This is a genomic window from Streptomyces sp. NBC_01288 (genome assembly GCF_035982055.1).
GTDB lineage: Bacteria > Actinomycetota > Actinomycetes > Streptomycetales > Streptomycetaceae > Streptomyces.
The window spans coordinates 7,583,559-7,604,006 of sequence record NZ_CP108427.1 but is presented as its reverse complement, the minus strand read 5'-3'; the positions used below and the strand labels follow the sequence as shown (position 1 = coordinate 7,604,006).

The 20,448-nt window shown below is 70.1% G+C and carries 19 protein-coding genes; 13 read left to right on the top strand and 6 right to left on the bottom strand.

The genetic code is table 11. The annotated features are described in order from the left end of the window. The first annotated feature begins 226 nt into the window (after positions 1 to 226). The 9 genes from lpdA (at position 227) to OG194_RS34265 (ending at position 11,921) form a co-directional block, all read left to right on the top strand. Positions 227 to 1,615: a dihydrolipoyl dehydrogenase gene (gene lpdA / locus OG194_RS34305; protein WP_327404648.1), complete on the top strand. Its 1,389-nt coding sequence runs from the start codon at positions 227 to 229 to the stop codon at positions 1,613 to 1,615. Positions 1,616 to 1,672: 57 nt separating this feature from the next. Beyond that, on the top strand, positions 1,673 to 3,490 hold the full coding sequence (gene sucB, locus OG194_RS34300) for a 2-oxoglutarate dehydrogenase, E2 component, dihydrolipoamide succinyltransferase (RefSeq protein ID WP_327404647.1): 1,818 nt from the start codon (positions 1,673 to 1,675) through the stop codon (positions 3,488 to 3,490). A 658-nt stretch (positions 3,491 to 4,148) separates the two neighbouring features. After that, positions 4,149 to 4,772, top strand: a complete 624-nt coding sequence (locus OG194_RS34295; RefSeq protein ID WP_327404646.1) for a GntR family transcriptional regulator — start codon at positions 4,149 to 4,151, stop codon at positions 4,770 to 4,772. Between the two features lie 431 nt (positions 4,773 to 5,203). Further along, on the top strand, positions 5,204 to 7,915 hold the full coding sequence (gene aceE, locus OG194_RS34290) for a pyruvate dehydrogenase (acetyl-transferring), homodimeric type (RefSeq protein ID WP_327404645.1): 2,712 nt from the start codon (positions 5,204 to 5,206) through the stop codon (positions 7,913 to 7,915). 282 nt (positions 7,916 to 8,197) lie between these two features. Next, a complete protein-coding gene (locus OG194_RS34285; protein ID WP_327404644.1) occupies positions 8,198 to 9,181 on the top strand; it encodes a helix-turn-helix transcriptional regulator in 984 nt (327 codons plus the stop codon). Between the two features lie 78 nt (positions 9,182 to 9,259). Next, positions 9,260 to 9,781, top strand: coding sequence for a DUF4240 domain-containing protein (locus tag OG194_RS34280; protein ID WP_327407309.1), 522 nt, complete (start codon positions 9,260 to 9,262; stop codon positions 9,779 to 9,781). Positions 9,782 to 9,856: 75 nt separating this feature from the next. Continuing rightward, positions 9,857 to 10,384, top strand: coding sequence for a carboxymuconolactone decarboxylase family protein (locus OG194_RS34275; protein WP_327404643.1), 528 nt, complete (start codon positions 9,857 to 9,859; stop codon positions 10,382 to 10,384). Between the two features lie 181 nt (positions 10,385 to 10,565). Beyond that, positions 10,566 to 11,045 carry a hypothetical protein gene (locus OG194_RS34270; protein WP_327404642.1) on the top strand — a complete coding sequence of 160 codons (480 nt, stop codon included), beginning with the start codon at positions 10,566 to 10,568 and terminating at the stop codon, positions 11,043 to 11,045. A 54-nt stretch (positions 11,046 to 11,099) separates the two neighbouring features. Then, a complete protein-coding gene (locus OG194_RS34265) occupies positions 11,100 to 11,921 on the top strand; it encodes a S1 RNA-binding domain-containing protein (RefSeq protein ID WP_327404641.1) in 822 nt (273 codons plus the stop codon). A gap of 45 nt (positions 11,922 to 11,966) precedes the next feature. On the opposite strand, the gene OG194_RS34260 is transcribed toward OG194_RS34265, so the two are convergent. From OG194_RS34260 to OG194_RS34245, 4 genes are all read right to left on the bottom strand, one after another. Then, positions 11,967 to 12,197, bottom strand: coding sequence for a hypothetical protein (locus tag OG194_RS34260; RefSeq protein ID WP_327404640.1), 231 nt, complete (start codon positions 12,195 to 12,197; stop codon positions 11,967 to 11,969). 103 nt (positions 12,198 to 12,300) lie between these two features. Then, positions 12,301 to 13,182 carry a hypothetical protein gene (locus OG194_RS34255; RefSeq protein ID WP_327404639.1) on the bottom strand — a complete coding sequence of 294 codons (882 nt, stop codon included), beginning with the start codon at positions 13,180 to 13,182 and terminating at the stop codon, positions 12,301 to 12,303. Between the two features lie 493 nt (positions 13,183 to 13,675). Continuing rightward, positions 13,676 to 14,047 (bottom strand): DUF397 domain-containing protein, encoded by a 372-nt coding sequence (locus OG194_RS34250; RefSeq protein WP_327404638.1) that lies wholly within the window; start codon positions 14,045 to 14,047, stop codon positions 13,676 to 13,678. Continuing rightward, on the bottom strand, positions 14,044 to 14,856 hold the full coding sequence (locus OG194_RS34245; protein WP_327404637.1) for a helix-turn-helix domain-containing protein: 813 nt from the start codon (positions 14,854 to 14,856) through the stop codon (positions 14,044 to 14,046). Before OG194_RS34245 ends, OG194_RS34250 begins: the two co-directional genes overlap by 4 nt. A gap of 83 nt (positions 14,857 to 14,939) precedes the next feature. Here OG194_RS34245 and OG194_RS34240 point away from each other — a divergent pair, with 83 nt between their 5' ends. Both OG194_RS34240 and OG194_RS34235 read left to right on the top strand, forming a co-directional pair. After that, positions 14,940 to 15,347 carry an ATP-binding protein gene (locus OG194_RS34240; RefSeq protein WP_327404636.1) on the top strand — a complete coding sequence of 136 codons (408 nt, stop codon included), beginning with the start codon at positions 14,940 to 14,942 and terminating at the stop codon, positions 15,345 to 15,347. Positions 15,348 to 15,403: 56 nt separating this feature from the next. Continuing rightward, on the top strand, positions 15,404 to 16,534 hold the full coding sequence (locus OG194_RS34235; protein ID WP_327404635.1) for a lipid II:glycine glycyltransferase FemX: 1,131 nt from the start codon (positions 15,404 to 15,406) through the stop codon (positions 16,532 to 16,534). Positions 16,535 to 16,648: 114 nt separating this feature from the next. On the opposite strand, the gene OG194_RS34230 is transcribed toward OG194_RS34235, so the two are convergent. After that, the gene (locus OG194_RS34230; protein ID WP_327404634.1) at positions 16,649 to 17,464 is read right to left on the bottom strand and encodes a peptidoglycan recognition protein family protein; all 816 of its coding nucleotides are present in this window, start codon (positions 17,462 to 17,464) and stop codon (positions 16,649 to 16,651) included. A gap of 188 nt (positions 17,465 to 17,652) precedes the next feature. Between OG194_RS34230 and OG194_RS34225 the strand changes: the two genes are divergently transcribed. Further along, positions 17,653 to 18,837 (top strand): MarP family serine protease, encoded by a 1,185-nt coding sequence (locus OG194_RS34225; RefSeq protein WP_327404633.1) that lies wholly within the window; start codon positions 17,653 to 17,655, stop codon positions 18,835 to 18,837. Between the two features lie 10 nt (positions 18,838 to 18,847). Here the strand turns inward: OG194_RS34225 and OG194_RS34220 are convergent, their stop codons facing one another. Then, positions 18,848 to 19,336, bottom strand: coding sequence for a GNAT family N-acetyltransferase (locus OG194_RS34220; protein ID WP_327404632.1), 489 nt, complete (start codon positions 19,334 to 19,336; stop codon positions 18,848 to 18,850). A gap of 73 nt (positions 19,337 to 19,409) precedes the next feature. Here OG194_RS34220 and OG194_RS34215 point away from each other — a divergent pair, with 73 nt between their 5' ends. Continuing rightward, positions 19,410 to 20,306 carry a TIGR01777 family oxidoreductase gene (locus tag OG194_RS34215; RefSeq protein WP_327404631.1) on the top strand — a complete coding sequence of 299 codons (897 nt, stop codon included), beginning with the start codon at positions 19,410 to 19,412 and terminating at the stop codon, positions 20,304 to 20,306. Positions 20,307 to 20,448: the final 142 nt, after the last annotated feature.

The window sequence follows — 20,448 nt, the reverse complement described above, 5'->3', positions numbered from 1 at the left end:
GCGCCCCTGGGGGGTCGCACCCAGGGATGGCAAAAGCCGCAGCGTCTCTCAAGTGAGCGTGTGGTGTCTCACACCCGGGCCCGGCGTCTCGTTGGGCCCCGACAAGTGCGAAGATGGGCTCGGCAGGACAGGGCCCCCACCACAGGGCCGAAGAAAGAGCGGCCGGACACCAGCCGCCGACCGGTCGTCGCCGACCGGCGTGGCGCACATGCATGGAGGACGTGACGTGGCGAACGACGCCAGCACCGTTTTCGACCTAGTGATCCTCGGCGGTGGTAGTGGCGGTTACGCCGCGGCGCTGCGCGGGGCCCAGCTGGGCCTGGACGTCGCCCTGATCGAGAAGGACAAGGTCGGCGGCACCTGCCTGCACCGAGGATGCATCCCCACCAAGGCCCTGCTCCACGCGGGCGAGATCGCCGACCAGGCCCGCGAGAGCGAGCAGTTCGGCGTCAAGGCCACCTTCGAGGGCATCGACGTACCGGCCGTCCACAAGTACAAGGACGGCGTGGTCTCGGGCCTGTACAAGGGACTCCAGGGTCTGATCGCATCCCGCAAGGTGCACTACATCGAGGGTGAGGGGCGGCTCTCCTCCCCCACCTCCGTCGACGTCAACGGCCAGCGCGTCCAGGGCCGCCACGTCCTGCTGGCGACCGGCTCCGTGCCGAAGTCGCTGCCGGGCCTGGAGATCGACGGCAACCGGATCATCTCCTCGGACCACGCCCTCGTCCTGGACCGCGTCCCGCAGTCCGCGATCATCCTGGGCGGCGGTGTCATCGGCGTGGAGTTCGCCTCCGCGTGGAAGTCCTTCGGCGCCGACGTGACGATCATCGAGGGCCTGAAGCACCTCGCTCCTCTTGAGGACGAGAACTCCTCCAAGCTTCTTGAGCGCGCGTTCCGCAAGCGCGGCATCAAGTTCAACCTGGGCACCTTCTTCTCGAAGGCCGAGTACACCGAGAACGGTGTCAAGGTCACCCTCGCCGACGGCAAGGAGTTCGAGGCCGAGCTGCTGCTGGTCGCGGTGGGCCGCGGCCCGGTCTCCGCCGGTCTCGGTTACGAGGAGCAGGGCGTCGCCATCGACCGCGGCTATGTCACGGTCGACGAGTACATGCGGACGAACGTCCCGACCATCTCCGCCGTCGGCGACCTCGTCCCGACGCTCCAGCTCGCGCACGTCGGCTTCGCCGAGGGCATCCTGGTGGCGGAGCGTCTGGCCGGTCTGAAGACCGTTCCGATCGACTACGACGGTGTCCCCCGGGTGACGTACTGCCACCCCGAGGTCGCCTCCGTGGGCATCACCGAGGCCAAGGCCAAGGAGATCTACGGCGCGGACAAGGTCGTCGCTCTGAAGTACAACCTCGCGGGCAACGGCAAGAGCAAGATCCTCAACACCTCGGGCGAGATCAAGCTCGTCCAGGTGAAGGACGGTGCCGTGGTCGGCGTCCACATGGTCGGCGACCGCATGGGCGAGCAGGTCGGCGAAGCCCAGCTGATCTACAACTGGGAAGCGCTGCCCGCCGAGGTCGCCCAGCTGATCCACGCCCACCCGACGCAGAACGAAGCGCTCGGCGAGGCCCACCTGGCACTGGCGGGCAAGCCTCTCCACTCCCACGACTGACCCCCTCGGTCGGACGACGACACAGACTTCCGCAATTCGTAAGGAGCAACCGAAACCATGGCGGTTTCCGTAACCCTTCCGGCGCTCGGTGAAAGCGTCACCGAGGGCACTGTCACCCGCTGGCTGAAGGCCGAGGGCGAGCGAGTAGAGGCCGACGAGCCGCTGCTCGAAGTGTCGACCGACAAGGTCGACACCGAGATCCCCTCGCCGGTCGCCGGTGTGCTGGCCTCCATCAAGGTGGCCGAGGACGAGACCGTCGAGGTCGGCGCCGAGCTGGCCGTGATCGACGACGGTACCGGCGCTCCCGCCGCTGCCCCGGCCCCGGCCGCCGAGCCCGAGGCGGCTCCGGCCCCCGAGCCCGCTCCGGCCCCGGTCGCCGAGGCCCCCGCGGCTCCGGCGCCCGCCCCGGCCGCCCCCGCCGAGGCCCCTGCCGCTCCGGCCGCCGGCGCCTCCGGTACCGACGTCGTACTGCCCGCACTGGGCGAGTCGGTCACCGAGGGCACCGTCACCCGCTGGCTGAAGGCGGTCGGCGAAGAGGTCGCCGAGGACGAGCCCCTCCTGGAGGTCTCGACCGACAAGGTCGACACCGAGATCCCCTCCCCGGTCGCCGGCGTCCTGCTGGAGATCCTGGTCGGCGAGGACGAGACCGCCGAGGTCGGCGCCAAGCTCGCCGTCGTCGGCGCCCCGGGTGCCGCTCCGGCGGCTGCCCCGGCCCCCGCCGCCCCGGCGCCCGCTCCGGCGGCCGCCGCTCCGGCTCCGGCCCCCGCGCCGGTGGCCCCCGCGGCTCCGGTCGCACCGCCCGCCCCGGCTCCGGCGCCCGCTCCGGTCGCCGCGGCTCCGGCTCCGGCCGCCCCCGCCGCCCCGGCCCCCGCGCCGGTCACTGCTCCGGCCCCGGCCGCTCCGGCGCCCGCCGCCGCGCAGGCGACGGACGACGGCGCGTACGTCACCCCGCTGGTGCGCAAGCTCGCCTCCGAGAACGGCGTGGACCTGGGCTCCGTCAAGGGCACCGGCGTCGGCGGCCGTATCCGCAAGCAGGACGTCATCGCCGCCGCCGAGGCGGCGAAGGCCGCCGCGGCGGCCCCGGCTCCGGTCGCTGCCGCCGCTCCGGCCGCCACCGCCTCCGCCAAGAAGGCCCCCGTCCTGGAGGCCTCCCCGCTCCGCGGCCAGACCGTCAAGATGCCCCGCATCCGCAAGGTCATCGGCGACAACATGGTCAAGGCGCTGCACGAGCAGGCGCAGCTGTCCTCGGTCGTCGAGGTCGACATCACGCGCCTGATGAAGCTCCGCGCCCAGGCGAAGGACTCCTTCGCCGCCCGCGAGGGCGTCAAGCTCTCCCCGATGCCGTTCTTCGTGAAGGCGGCGGCCCAGGCGCTGAAGGCCCACCCGGCCATCAACGCCCGGATCAACGTCGAAGAGGGCACGATCACCTACTTCGACACCGAGAGCGTCGGTATCGCGGTGGACTCCGAGAAGGGCCTGATGACCCCGGTCATCAAGCACGCGGGCGACCTGAACATCGCCGGTATCGCCAAGGCCACCGCCGAGCTCGCGGGCAAGGTCCGGGCGAACAAGATCACCCCGGACGAGCTGTCCGGCGCGACCTTCACCATCTCCAACACCGGTTCGCGCGGCGCCCTGTTCGACACGATCATCGTGCCCCCGAACCAGGTCGCGATCCTCGGCATCGGTGCCACGGTCAAGCGCCCGGCGGTCATCGAGACCGAGGAGGGCACGGTCATCGGCGTCCGCGACATGACGTACCTGACCCTCTCCTACGACCACCGCCTGGTGGACGGCGCGGACGCCGCCCGTTACCTGACGGCGGTCAAGGCGATCCTGGAGGCAGGCGAGTTCGAGGTCGAGCTCGGCCTGTAGCCGACTCGCCGGCCAGCCGGCCTGTTGTTTGTACGGTGCCCCCGTTCCGGAAATTTCCGGGCGGGGGCACCGCGCGTTTCCCGCACGGGCAGCGGCAGGGCGTACGTCGTGTCCAGGCAGCCCGGTGAGGTGGGTTCCCGCTGCGCCGCCTGCCGGAGCACGGCCCCGGGCTGCGCCCACGTCGCTTGTCGGGGAGCCTGCGCGGCGGTAGCGGGTCGCGCCCGGGGGCATGCGGTCGAGCGTCCCGGCGTACGATCCCGTCGGGTGCCGGCGCCGGTGTGGCCGCCGGACGGGACGCACAGCCGACCCCGGCCGACTCGGCCCAACTCCCGGGCGCCGTCCGGTCTCACGAAGACGCGGGCACCGCCGAAGCCGGGGTGCCGACCATGATCCGCTGCCGCGCGGTGCCCGTCCGGCCGCACGCCGGAGTGAGCGCCGGTCGACAACCGGTCACCCTCACCGCCATCAACCCGAGACCCCGGGCCTCACTTCGAACTCCCCAGTTCATCGCGCCCCCCGACGCCCCGCAGGGCACCCGCGCACTCCGCCCACCAGCGTGTAAGTCTCGTCTCACCTGCATGAAAGCGCCCCCGTGCGCCCCTCCCGAGCGGGCGTGCGGCCTTATTGTCTAAACGTCAAACGCCCTTAAGGAGCTCTCATGACCGCGCCCGTCGTCCACTCGCTGCGCGAACAGATCCGCGAGCACATCGTGGAGGGGATCGTGAGCGGCCGTTGGAAGCCGGGCGAGCGGATCGTGGAGCGGCGGATCGCGACCGAGCTGGAGGTCAGCCAGACGCCGGTGCGGGAGGCGTTGCGCGAGCTGGAGTCGCTGCGGCTGATCGAGTCCGCGCCGAACAAGGGCGTACGCGTCCGGAATCTGACCGCGGCCGACCTGGAGGAGAGCTACCCGGTGCGGGCCGGTCTTGAGGCGATCGCGGCCGAGCTGGCGGCCGGGAAGCTGGCCGAGGACTGCTCGGCGCTCGAACCGCATGTCGCCGCGCTCTACGAGGCCGACCGCGACGCGGACGGCACCGGCCAGGTCCGGCACACCGTCGGCTTCCACCGCGAACTGGTCCGCGCCGCGGGCAACTCCGTGCTGCTGCACACCTGGGAGGGCCTCGGCATCGAGGTGTTCACGGCGCTGTCGATCCGCTGGCTGGGCACGGTCCAGCAGTCGTACGCGGAGGAGCACGAGGAGTTGGTGGCCGCGTTCCGACGCCGGGATCCGCGGATCGCGGAGCTGGTGAAGGCGCATGTCCTGGGCTGCGCCCCGCGCCCCTGAACACCCAGCGAGGACACGGCCTCCGCCGATGCCACACCCGCACCTCCTGACCCAGCCCACCCCAATCCCCTAAGGGGCGCGGGGAACTGCGCGACCAGCCCCCACGCACCCGCACCCCGCACACAACCCAAGCCCCCACCCCGACCACGCCCGACCACAGGGGCGCTCCCCCTCCCAAAAGACCCCCTCCGACCTGCGAAAACCCCGGGCAACCACGACACCCGGTGCCGCCGCCGGAGGCACCCCGTGCCGACTTTCTCGTAATCAAGATATTTTGCCCGGGAACCTTTGATCGATCATCGATCAGGGAGTTACAGTCACCGACGGGCTCCTTACAAGGGCCCGCCGCCCTGTCCTGCCAAAGACCAAGGGCACCCCCGAAATCCCCTTGCCGATGAGGGAACCCCCCTTCGACCGAGGAAGGCGGCGTTATGACCGACCCCTACGCCATCCAGCCGAGCGAGCTCGACCAGCTCCCGGACCGCGACCCCGAGGAGACCGCCGAATGGCAGGCCTCCCTGGACGCCGTCACGAAGGCTGCGGGCCCGCACCGTGCCGCGTACCTGATGCGCCGCACGCTGGAGCGCGCGGAGGGCAACGGCCTCGCGCTGCCCAAGCTGCTTGAGACGGACTACGTCAACACCATCCCGACCGCCGCCGAGCCGTCCGCGCCCGGCGACGAGGCGCTGGAGCGCCGGATCACCGCGTGGAACCGCTGGAACGCGGCGGCCATGGTGACCCGGGGCGCGAAACACGGCGTCGGCGGCCACATCGCGACCTTCGCGTCCGCGGCCTGGCTGTACGAGACCGGCTTCAACCACTTCTTCAAGGGCAAGGAATCCCAGGAGGCGCCCGGTTCGGGCGACCAGCTCTACATCCAGGGCCACGCCTCCCCCGGCATCTACGCCCGCGCCTTCCTCGACGGCCGCCTCACCGAGGCGCACCTCGACAACTTCCGCCAGGAGGCGGGCGGCAACGGCCTCCCGTCGTACCCGCACCCGCGCCGGCTGCCCTGGCTCTGGGAGTTCCCGACGGTGTCGATGGGCCTCGGCCCGCTGTCGGCGATCTACCAGGCGCGCTTCAACCGCTACCTCACCGCGCGCGGCATCAAGGACGTCTCCGAGTCGCACGTCTGGGCGTTCCTCGGCGACGGCGAGATGGACGAGCCCGAGTCGACGGCGGCCCTCGCACTCGCTTCCCGTGAGGGTCTGGACAACCTGACCTTCGTCATCAACTGCAACCTCCAGCGCCTCGACGGCCCGGTCCGCGCGAACTTCAAGATCGTGCAGGAGCTGGAGGCCCAGTTCCGCGGCGCCGGCTGGAACGTCATCAAGTCCCTGTGGGGCAACGCCTGGGACGAGCTGTTCCGGCTCGACACCACGGGCGCGCTCGTACGACGCCTGCGCGAGGTACCGGACGCCCAGGTGCAGACGTACCAGACGCGTGGCGCCGCCTACATCCGCGAGGACTTCTTCGGCAAGGACCCGGCACTCGTCGAGCTGGCGAAGCTGCTGAGCGACGACAAGATCCTGGAGTGTTTCCACCTCTCCCGCGGTGGTCACGAGGCGAGCAAGGTCTACGCCGCGTACAAGGCGGCCGTAGAGCACAAGGGTGGCCCGACGGTCATCCTGGCGCAGACGGTCAAGGGTCACACGCTCGGCGAGGGCTTCGCGTCGAAGAACGCCAACCACCAGATGAAGAAGCTGTCGACGGACGAGTTCAAGCAGATGCGTGACCTGCTCGAACTCCCCATCAAGGACAGCGACTTCATCGACGGAGTCGTTCCGTACGGCCACCCCGGCGCCGACTCCCCCGAGGTCCGTTACCTCCAGGAGCGCCGCGCCGCTCTGGGCGGTCCCGCCCCGGCCCGCCGCACGCACCCCCTCGCCGCGCTGCCCGCCGCGGCCGACAAGACGTTCGCGTCCTTCGACAAGGGCTCGGGCACCCAGAACGTCGCTACGACGATGGCGTTCGTACGGCTCGTCAAGGACCTGGTCCGCGACAAGGAGACCGGCAAGCGCTGGGTCCCGATCGTCCCGGACGAGGCGCGCACCTTCGGTATGGAGTCGCTCTTCCCGTCCCTCGGGATCTACTCCCCCAAGGGCCAGACGTACGAGCCCGTCGACCGCGACCAGCTCATGTACTACAAGGAAGCCAAGAACGGCCAGATCCTCAACGAGGGGATCACCGAGGCCGGTTCGATGGCGGACTTCATCGCCGCGTCGACGTCGTACGCGACGCACGGCGAAGCGATGATCCCCTTCTACATCTTCTACTCGATGTTCGGCTGGCAGCGCACTGCCGACCAGATGTGGCAGCTCGGCGACCAGCTCGGCCGCGGCTTCCTCGTCGGTGCGACGGCGGGCCGTACGACGCTGACGGGCGAGGGCCTTCAGCACGCGGACGGTCACTCCCCCGTGATCGCGGCGACGAACCCGGCCGCGCTGTCGTACGACCCCGCGTTCGCGTACGAGGTCGCGGCGATCGTCAAGGACGGCATCCGCCGCATGTACGGCGAGGCCGCCCCGGGCGAGGACTCGAACGTCTTCTACTACCTCACGGTCTACAACGAGCCGATCCCCCAGCCCGCCAAGCCGGCCGGCCTCGGCATCGACGAGGGCATCGTCAAGGGCCTGTACCGCTTCAACACGGCGGAGTCTGCTGGACTTTCGCCGGTTGCCAACGCGGCGCGGATCCAGCTTCTGGGCTCCGGTACGGCGATCCACTGGACGCTGAAGGCGCAGCGGTTGCTCGCGGAGGAGTGGGGTGTGGCTGCCGATGTGTGGTCGGCCACGTCCTGGACCGAGCTGCGGCGGGATGCGTTGGACGCGGACGCGGCGTTGCTGCGGGGCGAGGAGCGAATTCCGTACGTCCGGCAGGCGTTGCAGGGGGCCGAGGGTCCGGTGCTCGCGGTCTCCGACTACATGCGCCAGGTTCCCGACCAGATCGCGCAGTGGGTCGAGCAGGACTACTCGTCGCTGGGTGCGGACGGGTTCGGTCTGTCGGACACGCGGGATGCGGCACGTCGGTACTTCGGGGTGGACGCGGAGTCGATCGTGGTCGCGGCGTTGGCGCAGCTGGCGCGGCGTGGGGAAGTGAAGGCGACGGCGGTCAAGGAGGCGCGGGAGCGCTACGGCCTGTAGGGGCTGTTTCTTCGCCCCCGCCGCCCCTACCCGTCCCGTCCTTCTGGGGCTCCGCCCCAGACCCCGCTCCTCAAACGCCGGAGAGGCTGAAAACAGCCTCTCCGGCGTTGCGGCTATCAATGGCGGGTCCGCACCACTCAGCCCGTCCGGCGTTTGAGGACGAGGCCGTTCAGGCCGAAGCGGGGGTCCGGGGGCTGGCCCCCGGGACGGGGTCTGGGGCGGAGCCCCTGGAGGATGGGACGGGTAGGGGCGGCGGGGGCGAGATCCCTCATCATGGGACGCATGCGCGCTGCCCGTCTCATCAAAATGGTGCTGCTGCTTCAGTCCCGGGCCTCGATGACCGCCGCTGAACTGGCCCGCGAGCTGGAGGTTTCCGAGCGGACCGTCACCCGGGACGCGCAGGCCCTGTCGGAGGCGGGCGTGCCGGTTTACGCGGATCGAGGGCGGGCCGGCGGGTATCGGCTGGTAGGCGGGTATCGGACCCGGCTGACCGGGCTGGGCCGTAGCGAGGCCGAGGCGCTGTTCCTGAGCGGGGTCCCGGGCGCGTTGCGCGAGATGGGGTTGGAGGACGCGGCCTCCGCAGCCCGGCTGAAGGTGTCCGCGGCGCTGATGCCCTCCCTGTCGGACGCCTCGCGCGCGGCGGCCCAGCGGTTCCACCTCGACGCCCCCGGCTGGTTCACCGAGCCCAAGACACCCGAACTGCTCCCCGCCGTAGCGGACGCCGTGTGGGACGACCGGAGGATGGTCGCACGGTACCGGCGCGCGGACTCCGACGTCGAACGCGAACTGGAGCCGTACGGACTCGTCCTCAAGGCAGGTGTCTGGTACCTGTGCGCGCGGATCACCGCCGACCCCGATTCCTACCGGGTGTACCGCATCGACCGGTTCACAGCGGTGGAGCCGAGCGCCGAACGCTTCGTACGGGACCCGGATTTCGACCTTCCGGCGTTCTGGGAGGAACGGGCGGAACAGTTCGCGCGGTCGATCCTGCGGGCGGAGGTGGTGGTGCGGCTGTCGCCGGACGGCGCGCGGAGACTGCCGTACGCCGTCGATCCGGTCGCCGCGCGGGAGGCGCTGGACGCAGTGGGCCAGCCGGACGCCGACGACGGGTGGGTGACGGTGACCCTGCCGGTGGAGTCCGAGGAGGTCGCCCACAGCCAGCTCGCGGGGCTCGGCCCGGACGTGGAGGTGCTGGCCCCGGAGAGCCTGCGGGCACGCTTCACGGACGACGCGCTACGGCTCGCCGCTCTGTACCAGCGCCCATAACGATCTGCCCCGCTCCAGGTGACAATCCGCTGCACTCCACGTGCGCACCACCCCTCCAGGCCCGATGCTTGACCCGTGATGGACGAGACGGAGTTCTGGGAGTTGGTGGACGCCACCCGCGAGGCCGCCGAGGGCGACCCCGAGGAGCAGGCCGACCTGCTCGTCGACCGGCTTCTGCTGCTGGACCCGGAGCTGGTCCTGGACTTCGCCCGGCATTTCGAGGCTCGTTACAACCGCGCGTACACGTGGGACCTCTGGGGTGCCGCGTGGGTGCTGCTGGACGGCGCGAGCGACGACGCGTTCGACTTCTTCCGGTGCTGGCTGATCGGTCAGGGCCGCGAGGTGTACGAGGGTGCCGTGCACGACCCCGACTCGCTGGCCGAGCTCATCGACGACTTCGACTACGAGATCGACGGCGACGGTGAGGAACTGGGGTACGCGGCGGACGAGGCGTACGAACAGCTCACCGGAGCCGTCGCCCCCGACCTGGGGATTCCCCCGGCGCCGGCCGAGCCGCTCGGGGCGGCGCTCAACCTGGAGAACGAGGCCGTGCTCGCGGAACGTTTCCCGAAGCTGCGGGAGAGGTTCCGGCAGGAGTGAGAGGGGTACGGCGATGGGTGCCCACCCCTCGACCGAGTCGATGGGCTCGATCAACCCGATCCCAGTGAGGTCACCGTGGCTCGAATACCGTACCCGGAGCGTTCCGCCGAGGCCGTGGACGCGCTTCCCACTCCGCTGAACGCGTTCCGCATGCTCTCCCACGCCCCGGATCTGACGGGTCCGGCGATCGACCTGGGCATGGGCGTGCTCGGGTCGTCGATACCGGTGCGGTTGCGCGAACTGGTGGTGGTGGCGGTGGCGGCACACACAGACTGCGCCTACGGGATCGTCCAGCACCGCCCGATCGCGCTCCACGCGGGGGTCACCGCCGACCAGTTGGCGGCGGTCGTCGAACTCCGGCGCGAGGAGGGCGAGTTCGACGAGGTCGAGTCGGCGCTGCTGACGGCGACGGAGGAGCTGATGGACCGACACACGCTCACAGACGCCACGTTGGGCACCCTGCGCAAGCATCTGACCGACCGTCAGGTGGTCGAGCTGATCACGACGGTCGGGTACTACACGATGCTCGCCGGCCTCCTGAACGGGCTGGGCGTGGACATCGATCCGGTGGGCGAGAAGTACCTGGGCATGGGCCGCGGCTAGGTACTGTCCGGGCCCCGCCCGCATCTGTGACGGCGCGTCAACTCCTGTGTCACAAGGGCGTCTTGATGTGGTCCCGCTCGCAACTTCCTCCTGACCGTGGGTCTCCTATGAGACAACAATGCCCTTTCGCCTTGGGCGAGTTGACGGACAAGTGCCGCCCACAGTCACCCCCGGAGGGGTCATGTTCCCGATCGTTCGCCCGCGTTCGATGGTTCTGCTCGGTGCCGCCCTCATCGTCGTACTGATCGGCGGGGCGGCCGGCGCCATGCTGCTGGTCGGAGAGCAGGCCGAGGGCAAGGAACTCAACGACCCTGATCCGCAGGCGGTCAGTACGGTCACCGTCTGCTCGGACGTGAAGGTCCACGCGTGGGTCACGATGAACGTCGGGACGGTCGCCAAGCCGGACGACAAGTTCGTCGACTACGACGTGGACGCCACCCGCCACGACCACGACCCCTTCGGCCGCACCCTGGCCAAGGGCTGCAACAGCGCGGCCGGAGCCTTCAACTCCCGGATGCAGTTCAGGGCCCCCGGCCTGAACAAGGGCCGCCCCCTCTATGTGACCGCGCCGGCCGACCGCCGACACGTCCTGGTCCTCCGCCTCACCCAACACCCGGACGGCACGGTCACCAGCACCCAGGAACTGGTCGCCGCACGCTGACGGCCAGGGCTGGAGCAGGGTCGGCGCACGGCTCCCCGTGAGAGGCTGGACGGCATGGGGACAGCGCCGGACGATCAGGCTTCTCGGGACTTCCTGGCCGGGATCCACGTCGGCGACCTGTGCAGCGGAACGGTCGCGGAGATCACGCGGTCGCACGGGGTGGTGGTGACCCTGGACGGCTTCCCCGCACGCCCGCTGGGGATCGTCCCGAAGCCAGACGTCTCCTGGCTTTGGAATGACGCCACGGCCCTGGAGGTCGGCCGACGGATCACCGCTGAAGTGACGGCCGTCGCCCCGGACGAGGGCCGGGTCCGGCTGGCGATGACCGCCACCGAGAACCCGGAACTCTGGGCGTTCCTGACATCGCGTAGGCGCGGTGAGATTCTCTCCGGAACGGTCGCGGCGATCGAGCCGTTCGGCGTGTTCGTGTCGCTGGACGACGGCCCTGCCCATCCGGTCTTCCCCGGCGTCGGGTTCATCACGGTCGCCGAACTGTCGTGGCGGCATGTCGAAGCGATGTCGGACGTCGTGCATGTCGGGCAGCTCATCTCGTGCGAGTTCCTCCAGTTCGACGACTGGAACGGAGAGGCGAGACTGTCCTTGAAAGCGATGTGGCCGGACCCTTTCACAGCGTTCGTCGAAGGACTGGCGGTGGGCCAGAGGCTGCAAGGACAGGTCACCAAGTTGGTCCCGTTCGGCGCCTTCGTTCGGGTCGCCGACAACGTTGAGGGGCTGGTTCATCTCCGAGAACTCGCCCCGGCGCCTGTGGAGACTCCGGAGGACGTCCTCCAGGTCGGCGATGAGGTCACGGTCGTCGTCACCGAAATCGACCGGCCCCGGCGCAGGTTGGCTCTCTCCCGACGCCAGGTCTCATGAAGGCGAGGCCTCGGCCCAACCCGCTGAACCCACACGATCACAACACTAGGCGGCACTCCGGCGACGGGTCGAGTCCGTCGAGATGTAGGCCTGCGTCTGGTCGGCGCGTACCGCGTGGTGCATCGGGGCCGCGTTGGCCTGGTCGAGTGCGGAGGCCGTGACGGCGGCCGGGCCGAGGATCACGGTCGCGACCGCGCAGACCACCGCCCAGGGGCCGCGGGCGGACCTGGCCCAACCGGCCGACTTCTCCGTGGTGTTGGTGTGACTGCTGTTCATTTTCCCCACCTCCAGTCAGTGCGTGTGCATGACGATAGGGAGGTTGTTTCGGTGAACCCGGTGAGTTGCCTGCGAGAAACCTGTGAGCGTACGGCGGCCTTGGTCAGGCGCGCAGCGCCGCCCGCACGAGGGCGATGCCGTTGAGCGACACGGGGGTTGAACCCGGTGTCGAAGGCGCCGTCGGGACCAGCCCCGCGCAGCGGCGGCAGATGCCCGTACGCACACCTCGCGGCAACGGGTCGCGGCACTCCCCGCACTCCGCCAGGGTCTCAACCGGCTTGCGTGGAGCGGTAGTTGTTGTCGGAGTCCGGGCTTCCAGGCGGTACTGGACGAGAGCGGCCGGCGAGCGCACGGGGTGGGGCAGGTCGGCGGTGAGGGCCTGGTACAGGTCGGCCTCGGTCGCCCCGCGCGCCTGCCAGCGGGCGACGAGAGGCGTGAGCCGTTCGATCTCACCGGCGCCGAGACGCAGGGCGGGGGTGCGGTCACCCAGGCGGGCAAGGAAGTTCGCGGCGCCGGTCTCCAACTCGCCTTGCGACGCGGGCTGGTTGGGGGTGTTCTCCTCGGTGTTCTCGCCCAAGGGGTATGCGCCGACGGCCTGGTCCGCCCCTGCCCCGACCGGCGGGCCCTGGTCACTCGGATCAGGAGAGGGGCGTACGGTCCCGAACGCGGCGGCGATCTCCTCCGGTGTCGTCAACGCCACGTTGGAGACGAGCACTTGGGTGGACCACTGGCCGGTCTCGGGGTGCTGGCTGCGCCGGGTGTGGAGGTAGCCCTCTTCTTCCAGTTGCCGCCGGGCCTTGCGAACGGCCAGGCGGCCTTCCGGCATCTTCTCGCCGATGGACTGCACGGTCTCCCTCGACCCCTCGGGGAGGGACAGCGCCCACTGGAGGAGTCGTACGGCGGTCCCGTTCAGGCGGGGATGCCGGATGATCTCGTTCGGGGTCTGGGAGAAGAAACGGGCAGGCGGGATAGCATGCTGGAGCATCGCGGTGGACCTCTGATCCACTAGTCGGTGTAGGCCCTCAGATTGGTGTTGGCGCACCGCTGAGGGCCGCTCCGTGTTGACGCACGGAGGGTGAGGACATGACTACTTTAGCGCCGACTGTGCGGCCAAGTTTACGAAAATCATCCATTCGTCCAGCGAAAACACCCCTTGCCGGACCTTGCCGGAGGGACCCTCCCCGCGAAAGTGTGTCACTTCGGGGCAGAGTGTCACACTTCTGTGACCCACCCCCTGGGGCTGGGCGTCTCCGCGCACCACCCAACTTCGACGAGCCAGCGAAAACGCCCGCCCCATCAAGCGAACATCGGCGTTACCAACATCAATGTCAGTAACTTTGATGTCAGGTCTGACGGACCGCGAGTTGGACGAGGTAGCGGCCGACAGCCAGTGGCCGCCTCGCGCAGCGGAACCGACCGCACGGGGCTCGACGCGGCCTACGGCCCAGCGGACCTGGTCGCGGCATGGTCCACCCGGGTCACGCCCCGACGGCAAAACCCACGAACGACGTCCACTCGTCCAACGAAAACGCCAGCGTCGAACCGGACTTGGCCTTCGAGTCACGGACGTGGACCGTGGGTCGGGCTGGTTCCAGGGCGACTTCGAGGCACTCGCCTCCGGCGTCGCCACTGTGGGAGGACTTGCACCATTCCAGCGCGGCTTCAAGGCACTCACCGCCCTGACTACCGCTGTGCGAGGACTTCCGCCACTCCATGGCGACTTCAAGGCAATCACCGCCCGCGTCACCGCTGTACGACGACTTCCGCCACTCCAGCGCGGCTTCAAGACATTGCCCGCCGGCATCCCCGCTGTAGCTGGACTTGAACCACGTCAGATCTGCGGTGCTCACAGTTCGCCCACCAACCCCTCGATCAGCTTCGCGGACTCCCCCGGCGGGAGCGCCTGAGACCGGATCATGCCAAACCGCTGGAACATCGCGCTGACTTCTTCACGATCTTCGACCACCAGGCCCCCGGCCTGACCTTCAACGTACGCGACCCACTCCCGCTTGGGAGTCTCCAGCAGCGTCCACCCACCGTTGAACCCGGCGTGCGCCTCAACGTCCGTCGGCATCACCTGAATCGAGATGTTCCGCTTCTCGCCGAGTTCCAGCAACCGCTCCAACTGCCCCTTGAGAACCGCCCGTCCGCCGATCGGCCGCCTCAACACCCACTCCTCGATGACCAGAGCCAGGGACACGGGCGGCACGCGTGTGAGCAGCGACTGGCGTGCCAACCGGGCCTGCACGCGGTGCTCGATCGTCTCGTCGTCCAACACCGGCACTCGTGCGCTCAGCACGGCCCGCGCGTAATCCTCCGTCTGCACAAGCCCCTTGATGACATGGGTGTCGTACGACCACAGACTGACCGCCTCCGCCTCCCGCTCCACATAGTCGTCGAACCACGACGGATACCTGCGCCGTTCCAGATGCTCCGCCGCCGCATCGATCGCAACCCGAGCGTGCAAGAACTCCCCCGCCCGTGCGATGAATTGCAGGCTCGGCATCCGCTCGCCCCGCTCCACCATCGCCACCTGCGACGCCGAGTACCCCACATGCGCCCCGAACTGCTCCCGCGTACTCCCCTGCGCCTCCCGCAGCGCACGCGAGACCGCCCCGAACATTTTCATGCTCGAAGACCCCTCGACACCGTCCTGCACAGCCAACCCCCTTGCCCGCACACTCCCTTGTGTGCCTCCGAAAGTCCTGTTCAGGCTAGCCACATATAACCCACCGTGAGGGCATGCACACGCAATCGCCCCCTGAAGTGGTGCTCCAACTCCTCGCGGAACCAGAGGGGTTCGCCGCCGCGCGCCAGACCGTCCGGGAGCAGCTCACCGCCTGGGGGTATCCCGAACTCGCCGACGGCGCAGCGCTCTGCGTGACGGAGATGCTCGCCAACGTCCACCGGCACGTGAACTCCCCGGAGTGCGAACTGCGCCTCCGCAGACTCCCGGAAGGCGGGGTTCGGGTGGCCGTCGCCGACCGTTCGCCCGAACTGCCCGTCTGGTACACCGAACCCGACTGGGATACGGAGAGCGGACGGGGCATCTTCCTGATCGCGTCCGTGGCGAGCCAGTGGGGCGTCACGCCCAGGCAGGGCCGACGCGGCAAACAGGTGTGGACGGAGTTCACAGCAGTGAAGTCTTGACCCGCCCGGTGAACCCCGGCTTACGGTGGCCGCCGCCGAACAGGAGCGTCGTGCCCATGACCAGCCCGTACGTGAAGGGGATCACCCGCGAGGAACACCTCGGCCATCTCCGGCTGCACCCGGACGCGAGCCATCTCCAGATCCCCGAGTGGGCCGACGTGAAGCCCGACTGGACGGCGGAGAGCGTCGGTTGGTTCGAGGGGGACGCGCTGACCGCCGTAGCGCTCGTGCTGTACCGGGCGTTCCCCGGCACCGGGCGCTGTCTCGCCTACCTCCCCGACGGCCCCGCGATCGACTGGCACAGCCAGCGCCCGGAACGGTACCTGGACCCCCTGATCGCGCACTTGGAGAAGGAGGGCGCGTTCTCGGTCCGTATAGGCCCGCCGCTCGTCGTACGCCACTGGGACGCGGCCACCGTCGCGGCGGGCGTCGCCGACCCCTCCGTACGGCATCTGCGCGACCTGCCGACGGACGGCATCGACGGCTACGCGCTGGACGCGGCGGAGCGGCTCCGGCACCTCGGGTGGCGGCGGTGCAAGGAGGAGGACGGCAGCGGATTCGGCCTCGGACAGCCGCGCTACGGCTGCCAAATCCCCTTGTCCGGCCGGTCGGTGAACGAACTGCGCGCCGCCCTCTCCCCCCACTGGTTGCAGTCGCTCCAGACAGCGGAAGCCGGCGGCGTCGGGGTCTTCTGGGGCTCGGCGGACGACCTGCCCGCGTTCCACCGCCTGTACCGGGCGACAGCCGAGCGCGACGGCTTCAAGCCCCGCCCCCTCGACTACTTCCGCCGCATGTGGCAGGCCTTGAACGCCGAGGAGCCCGATCGCCTGCGCATCTATCTCGCCGAGTACGACGACGAGGTCCTGTCCTCCGCCCTGATGATCAGCGCCGGCCCCCGCGTCTGGCACTCCTACCCCGCCTCCGGCCGCCGGGGCCGCGAACTCCGCCCCAGCAGCCTCCTGTTGTGGCGCATGCTCTGCGAGGCCCTGGACTCCGGCGCGGACACGTACGACCTCCGCTCCATCACCCCGTCCCTGATCGCCGACGACCGCCTAGTCGGCCGCCTCCTCTTCAAGACCGGCGCGGGCGGCCGAGCAGTGGAGTACCTCGGCGAATGGGAACGCCCGATAGGAACCCAAGGCAAGGTCCTGCAACGGGCGTTGAGCATCTATCTCGGCCGCAGATAAGAGCGCCCCAAAGGGGCGCGGGGGCTGACGCTTGGATGGCGGCGCAGCCGCCTTCAAGGGGCGCGGGGAACTGCGCGACCAGCCCCCACCGGACCCGCACCCGACACTCAACCCTCACCGCCCCTGCAACCGCGCCGCCACCCCCCGAACCTCCGGAAGCCGAGCCAACAACGCCGCCCCCGGACAACTCGTCATGTACCCGTCCTTGTGCCCCGCCAGCGCAGGCAGCACCGCCGTCGCCCCCCTGACGTACCGACTGAGGCTGTTACTGGACACCAGCCGCGCCTTCGCCCGCGGGTCCACATCCGCGAGCCCCAGCTTCCACGCGGCCAGCGCGGCGATCGCATCGGTCATCACCTTCGGCACAGCCATCCCCGCGGTGAACGTCCCGATCGCCGCGATCCCCGCCGTACGGTGATTGAACCCCTGCGTGTGCGCCCCCGTGACGGCCCGGTCGACACCCCCCGCCCGCCCCTCGTAGATCGTCCCGCAGTGGTCGACGAGGAAGTTGTACCCGATGTCGTCCCAGTCCCGGACCCCGGTCTGGCCGGCGTACAGGTAGCGGATGATGCGAGGCGCGTCCGCGCAGTCGTACCCGTTCGGCGAGTCCGTGTGGTGGACGAAGACGGCGACGACCTTGTCGTCGTAGCGCGGCGGCGGCTGCGCGTGCCGGGAGAGGGCGTCGAGCCAGGCCGAGCGCGGCACGATGTGCGGCTTGGGCGCGGTGTGCGCAAGGGCGGCGGGCCGGGCCGCGACGGGTGGCCGTGCGGCGGCGGTCGTGGCCCTGCGCCCGATGCCGTTCGCGCACAGGGCCAGTACCAGGACGGCGGCGAGACCGGGCAGGCAGGCCAGCAGAACGACCGCCGTGCGCGGTATTCGTACCCGCGGCCGTCGTCTTCGTGCACCCGGTGTTCTTCTCAGGACACGCATGGTGACACTCTCGGCCGGAAACGCTCGGTCCGCGATGTGTGCTGTGCCACCCGGTGGAACCATCGTCCTGGTCCAGCACGTTTCTGGGGGTACACGCACGCGTGGTGGGTTCACGGGGACCACGCGCGCGTAACTGATCAGTGGGCCCGTTCCTCGCGTACTAAGGGTTCCGAGAGAAAGGCGGCTCCGTGGACCTGCTCGACCTGCTGTTGGTGCTGGTGATCCTCGCCTACGCGGCGTCCGGATACCGGCGCGGCCTCGTCGCCGGATGTGTGTCGCTCGCCGGGTTCGTGGGCGGTGCGGTCATCGGCGTGTGGGTGCTGCCGTGGGTGATGGACCTGGTGACTCCGGGGACGACGACGGCGACGGTGACCGCCGTGCTCACGGTGCTGACCCCGGCGGTGGTCGGGCACGAACTGGCGGGGCGGCTCGCGCTGAAGCTGCGCAAGGAGCTGGACCAGGGGCCGCTGCGGGTGGCCGACGGGATCGGCGGGGCCGCGGCGAACTCGGTGGCCGTGATGATCGTCGCGTGGGTGGCCGCGAGCGTCCTGGGCGCGTCCTCGTCGGCGACGGTCACGACGGCGATCCAGGACTCGAAGCTGCTGGGCAGCGTGCAGAAGCTGATGCCGGACACGACCCCGACATGGTTCTCGCACGCCACCTCCGCGCTCACCGAGGCGGGCTTCCCGCAGGTCTTCAACCCCTTCGAGAACGAGTCGACGGCCGAGGTCGCCAAGCCCACCGGCGACAGCGTGACGGCCGCCGCGACGAACGCCTCCAAGCGGAGCACGGTCAAGATCGAGGGCTCCTCGGGCACTCAGGGCCGCGAGGGCAGCGGCTTCGTGTACGCCCCGCAGCACGTGATGACCAACGCGCACGTGGTGGCCGGCATCGACGACCCGACCGTCCGCATCGGCGGGGTCGGGCGGTCGTACGAGGCACGGGTGGTTCTCTTCGACCCGCAGAAGGACGTCGCCGTGCTGTACGTGCCGGGGCTGTCCGCGCCGGTGCTGAGCTTCGACGACAGCGCGGCCCGCGGCGACTCGGCCGTGGTCGCCGGCTATCCCCAGGACGGCGACCTGAACCTCCAGGCCGCGACCGTCGCCAACCGCGTGAACGCGACCGGCCAGAACATCTACAACAACGGGACGGTCACCCGCGAGATCTACTCGATCCGCTCCACGGTCCGCCCCGGCAACTCCGGCGGCCCCCTCCTCACCACTGGCGGCAAGGTCTACGGCGTCGTCTTCGCCCGCTCCACCTCGGACAACGAGACGGGGTACGTCCTGACGGCCGACGAGGTCTCCGGGGACGCGCGACGGGCGGCGACCGCGACGGCCCAGGTGGACACGGGCGACCTGGTCACGTCGTAGGCACAACAGGTCACAGCGCGCGGCCCATGAAGACGTCGTCGACGTACTTCCCGTCGAGCAGGAACTCCTCGGGCAGTACGCCCTCGACGGCGAAGCCCTCGGCCTCGTAGAGCTTCCGGGCCGGGGTGTTGTGCCCGAGCACGCGCAGGGTGAGCCGGCGTGCGCCCCTGCGCCGCGCCTCCTCGACGGCGGCCCGGATCAGCGCCCGGCCGACCCCGTGCCCGCGCGCCTCGTCGGCGACGGCGAGCCCCTGGATCTGCCGGACGTGCGCGTTGCAGGCCAGCTCGGTGGGAAAGGCCAGCCTGATGTAGCCGACGATCCGGCGGTCCAGTTCGGCGACCAGATGGTCGTCGGGCGCGTGCCGGGCGTCGAAGAAGGGGGCGTACGGCGGCTGCGGGCGGGGCATGACCGCGTGCAGGTGGGACCAGGTGGCGCGGTCCAGTGCGCCCAGTTCCTCGTCGTCGTCGGGCAGGGCTGTGCGTATGTTCGGCTCGGACATGTGGGCCAGGGTACGGCGGGGTCGGCGCGGTCCTCATGGGGGTTTTATGGATCAACGAGGCAGGATGGACGCCATGGAACGCTCGCGAATCGCGGTGACCGGCGCCTCCGGTCTCATCGGCAGCGCACTGGTCCGGTCCCTGACCGCGGACGGGCACGAGGTGGTGCGCCTGGTGCGGCACGGCGCCCGGGGCGCGGACGAGGTGTGCTGGGACCCCGAGGGGCAGTACGTCGACGCGGCCGGACTCGACGGCTGTGACGCCGTGGTCAACCTCGCCGGTGCCGGGGTCGGCGACCACCGCTGGACGGACGCCTACAAGAAGACCGTCCGCGACAGCCGCGTCCTCGGCACGGCGGCCCTCGCGGAGGCCGTGGCCGCGCTGGACCGGCCGCCGCGGGTGTGGGTGAACGGCAGCGCGATCGGCTTCTACGGAGAGACCGGCGACCGTGCCGTGGACGAATCGGCGCCTCCTGGGGACGGCTTTCTGCCCTCGCTGTGCACGGAGTGGGAGGAGGCGACGGCGCCGGTGCAGGAAGCGGGCGTACGGACGGTGTTCGCGCGGACCGGGCTGGTCGTGGCGCGCGAGGGCGGGGCGTGGGCCAAGCTGTTCCCCCTCTACAAGGCGGGACTTGGGGGACGGTTCGGGAACGGGCGGCAGTACTGGTCGTTCGTCGCGCTGCACGACGAGGTGGCGGCGATCCGGCATCTCATCGACACCGACGGGCTGTCCGGCCCCTTCAACCTCACCGCGCCGAACCCGGTGACGAACGGTGAGATCGCGGCGGCGATGGGCCGCGTGCTGCGCCGCCCGTCCCTCTTCACGGTGCCGGCGCCCGCGCTGAAGCTGGTGCTCGGCGAGATGTCGGGGGATGTGCTGGGGAGTCAACGGGTGCTGCCGAAGCGGCTGTTGGAGTCGGGGTTCACGTTCGCGTTCCCGGAGATCGAGGGAGCGATCCGGGCGGCGCTGTGAGCGTCCGAGACCCCCGGGGCATCCGATGACGCCCGACGACGCCCGATAGTGACGCTCGGCGCCCGTATGCGACCGCCGTGCGACCGTGCCCTGCGTATGCGCGACTGCCCTTGACCGATCACGGCCCTAACCTCGACCCGAA

Coding starts and splice junctions, on each gene's coding strand:
- sucB (WP_327404647.1), top strand. CDS start 1,673: ATGGCGGTTTCCGTAACCCTTCCGGCGCTCGGTGAAAGCGTCACCGAG.
- OG194_RS34295 (WP_327404646.1), top strand. CDS start 4,149: ATGACCGCGCCCGTCGTCCACTCGCTGCGCGAACAGATCCGCGAGCAC.
- aceE (WP_327404645.1), top strand. CDS start 5,204: ATGACCGACCCCTACGCCATCCAGCCGAGCGAGCTCGACCAGCTCCCG.
- OG194_RS34285 (WP_327404644.1), top strand. CDS start 8,198: ATGCGCGCTGCCCGTCTCATCAAAATGGTGCTGCTGCTTCAGTCCCGG.
- OG194_RS34280 (WP_327407309.1), top strand. CDS start 9,260: ATGGACGAGACGGAGTTCTGGGAGTTGGTGGACGCCACCCGCGAGGCC.
- OG194_RS34270 (WP_327404642.1), top strand. CDS start 10,566: ATGTTCCCGATCGTTCGCCCGCGTTCGATGGTTCTGCTCGGTGCCGCC.
- OG194_RS34265 (WP_327404641.1), top strand. CDS start 11,100: ATGGGGACAGCGCCGGACGATCAGGCTTCTCGGGACTTCCTGGCCGGG.
- OG194_RS34260 (WP_327404640.1), bottom strand. CDS start 12,197: ATGAACAGCAGTCACACCAACACCACGGAGAAGTCGGCCGGTTGGGCC.
- OG194_RS34255 (WP_327404639.1), bottom strand. CDS start 13,182: ATGCTCCAGCATGCTATCCCGCCTGCCCGTTTCTTCTCCCAGACCCCG.
- OG194_RS34240 (WP_327404636.1), top strand. CDS start 14,940: ATGCACACGCAATCGCCCCCTGAAGTGGTGCTCCAACTCCTCGCGGAA.
- OG194_RS34235 (WP_327404635.1), top strand. CDS start 15,404: ATGACCAGCCCGTACGTGAAGGGGATCACCCGCGAGGAACACCTCGGC.
- OG194_RS34230 (WP_327404634.1), bottom strand. CDS start 17,464: ATGCGTGTCCTGAGAAGAACACCGGGTGCACGAAGACGACGGCCGCGG.
- OG194_RS34220 (WP_327404632.1), bottom strand. CDS start 19,336: ATGTCCGAGCCGAACATACGCACAGCCCTGCCCGACGACGACGAGGAA.
- OG194_RS34215 (WP_327404631.1), top strand. CDS start 19,410: ATGGAACGCTCGCGAATCGCGGTGACCGGCGCCTCCGGTCTCATCGGC.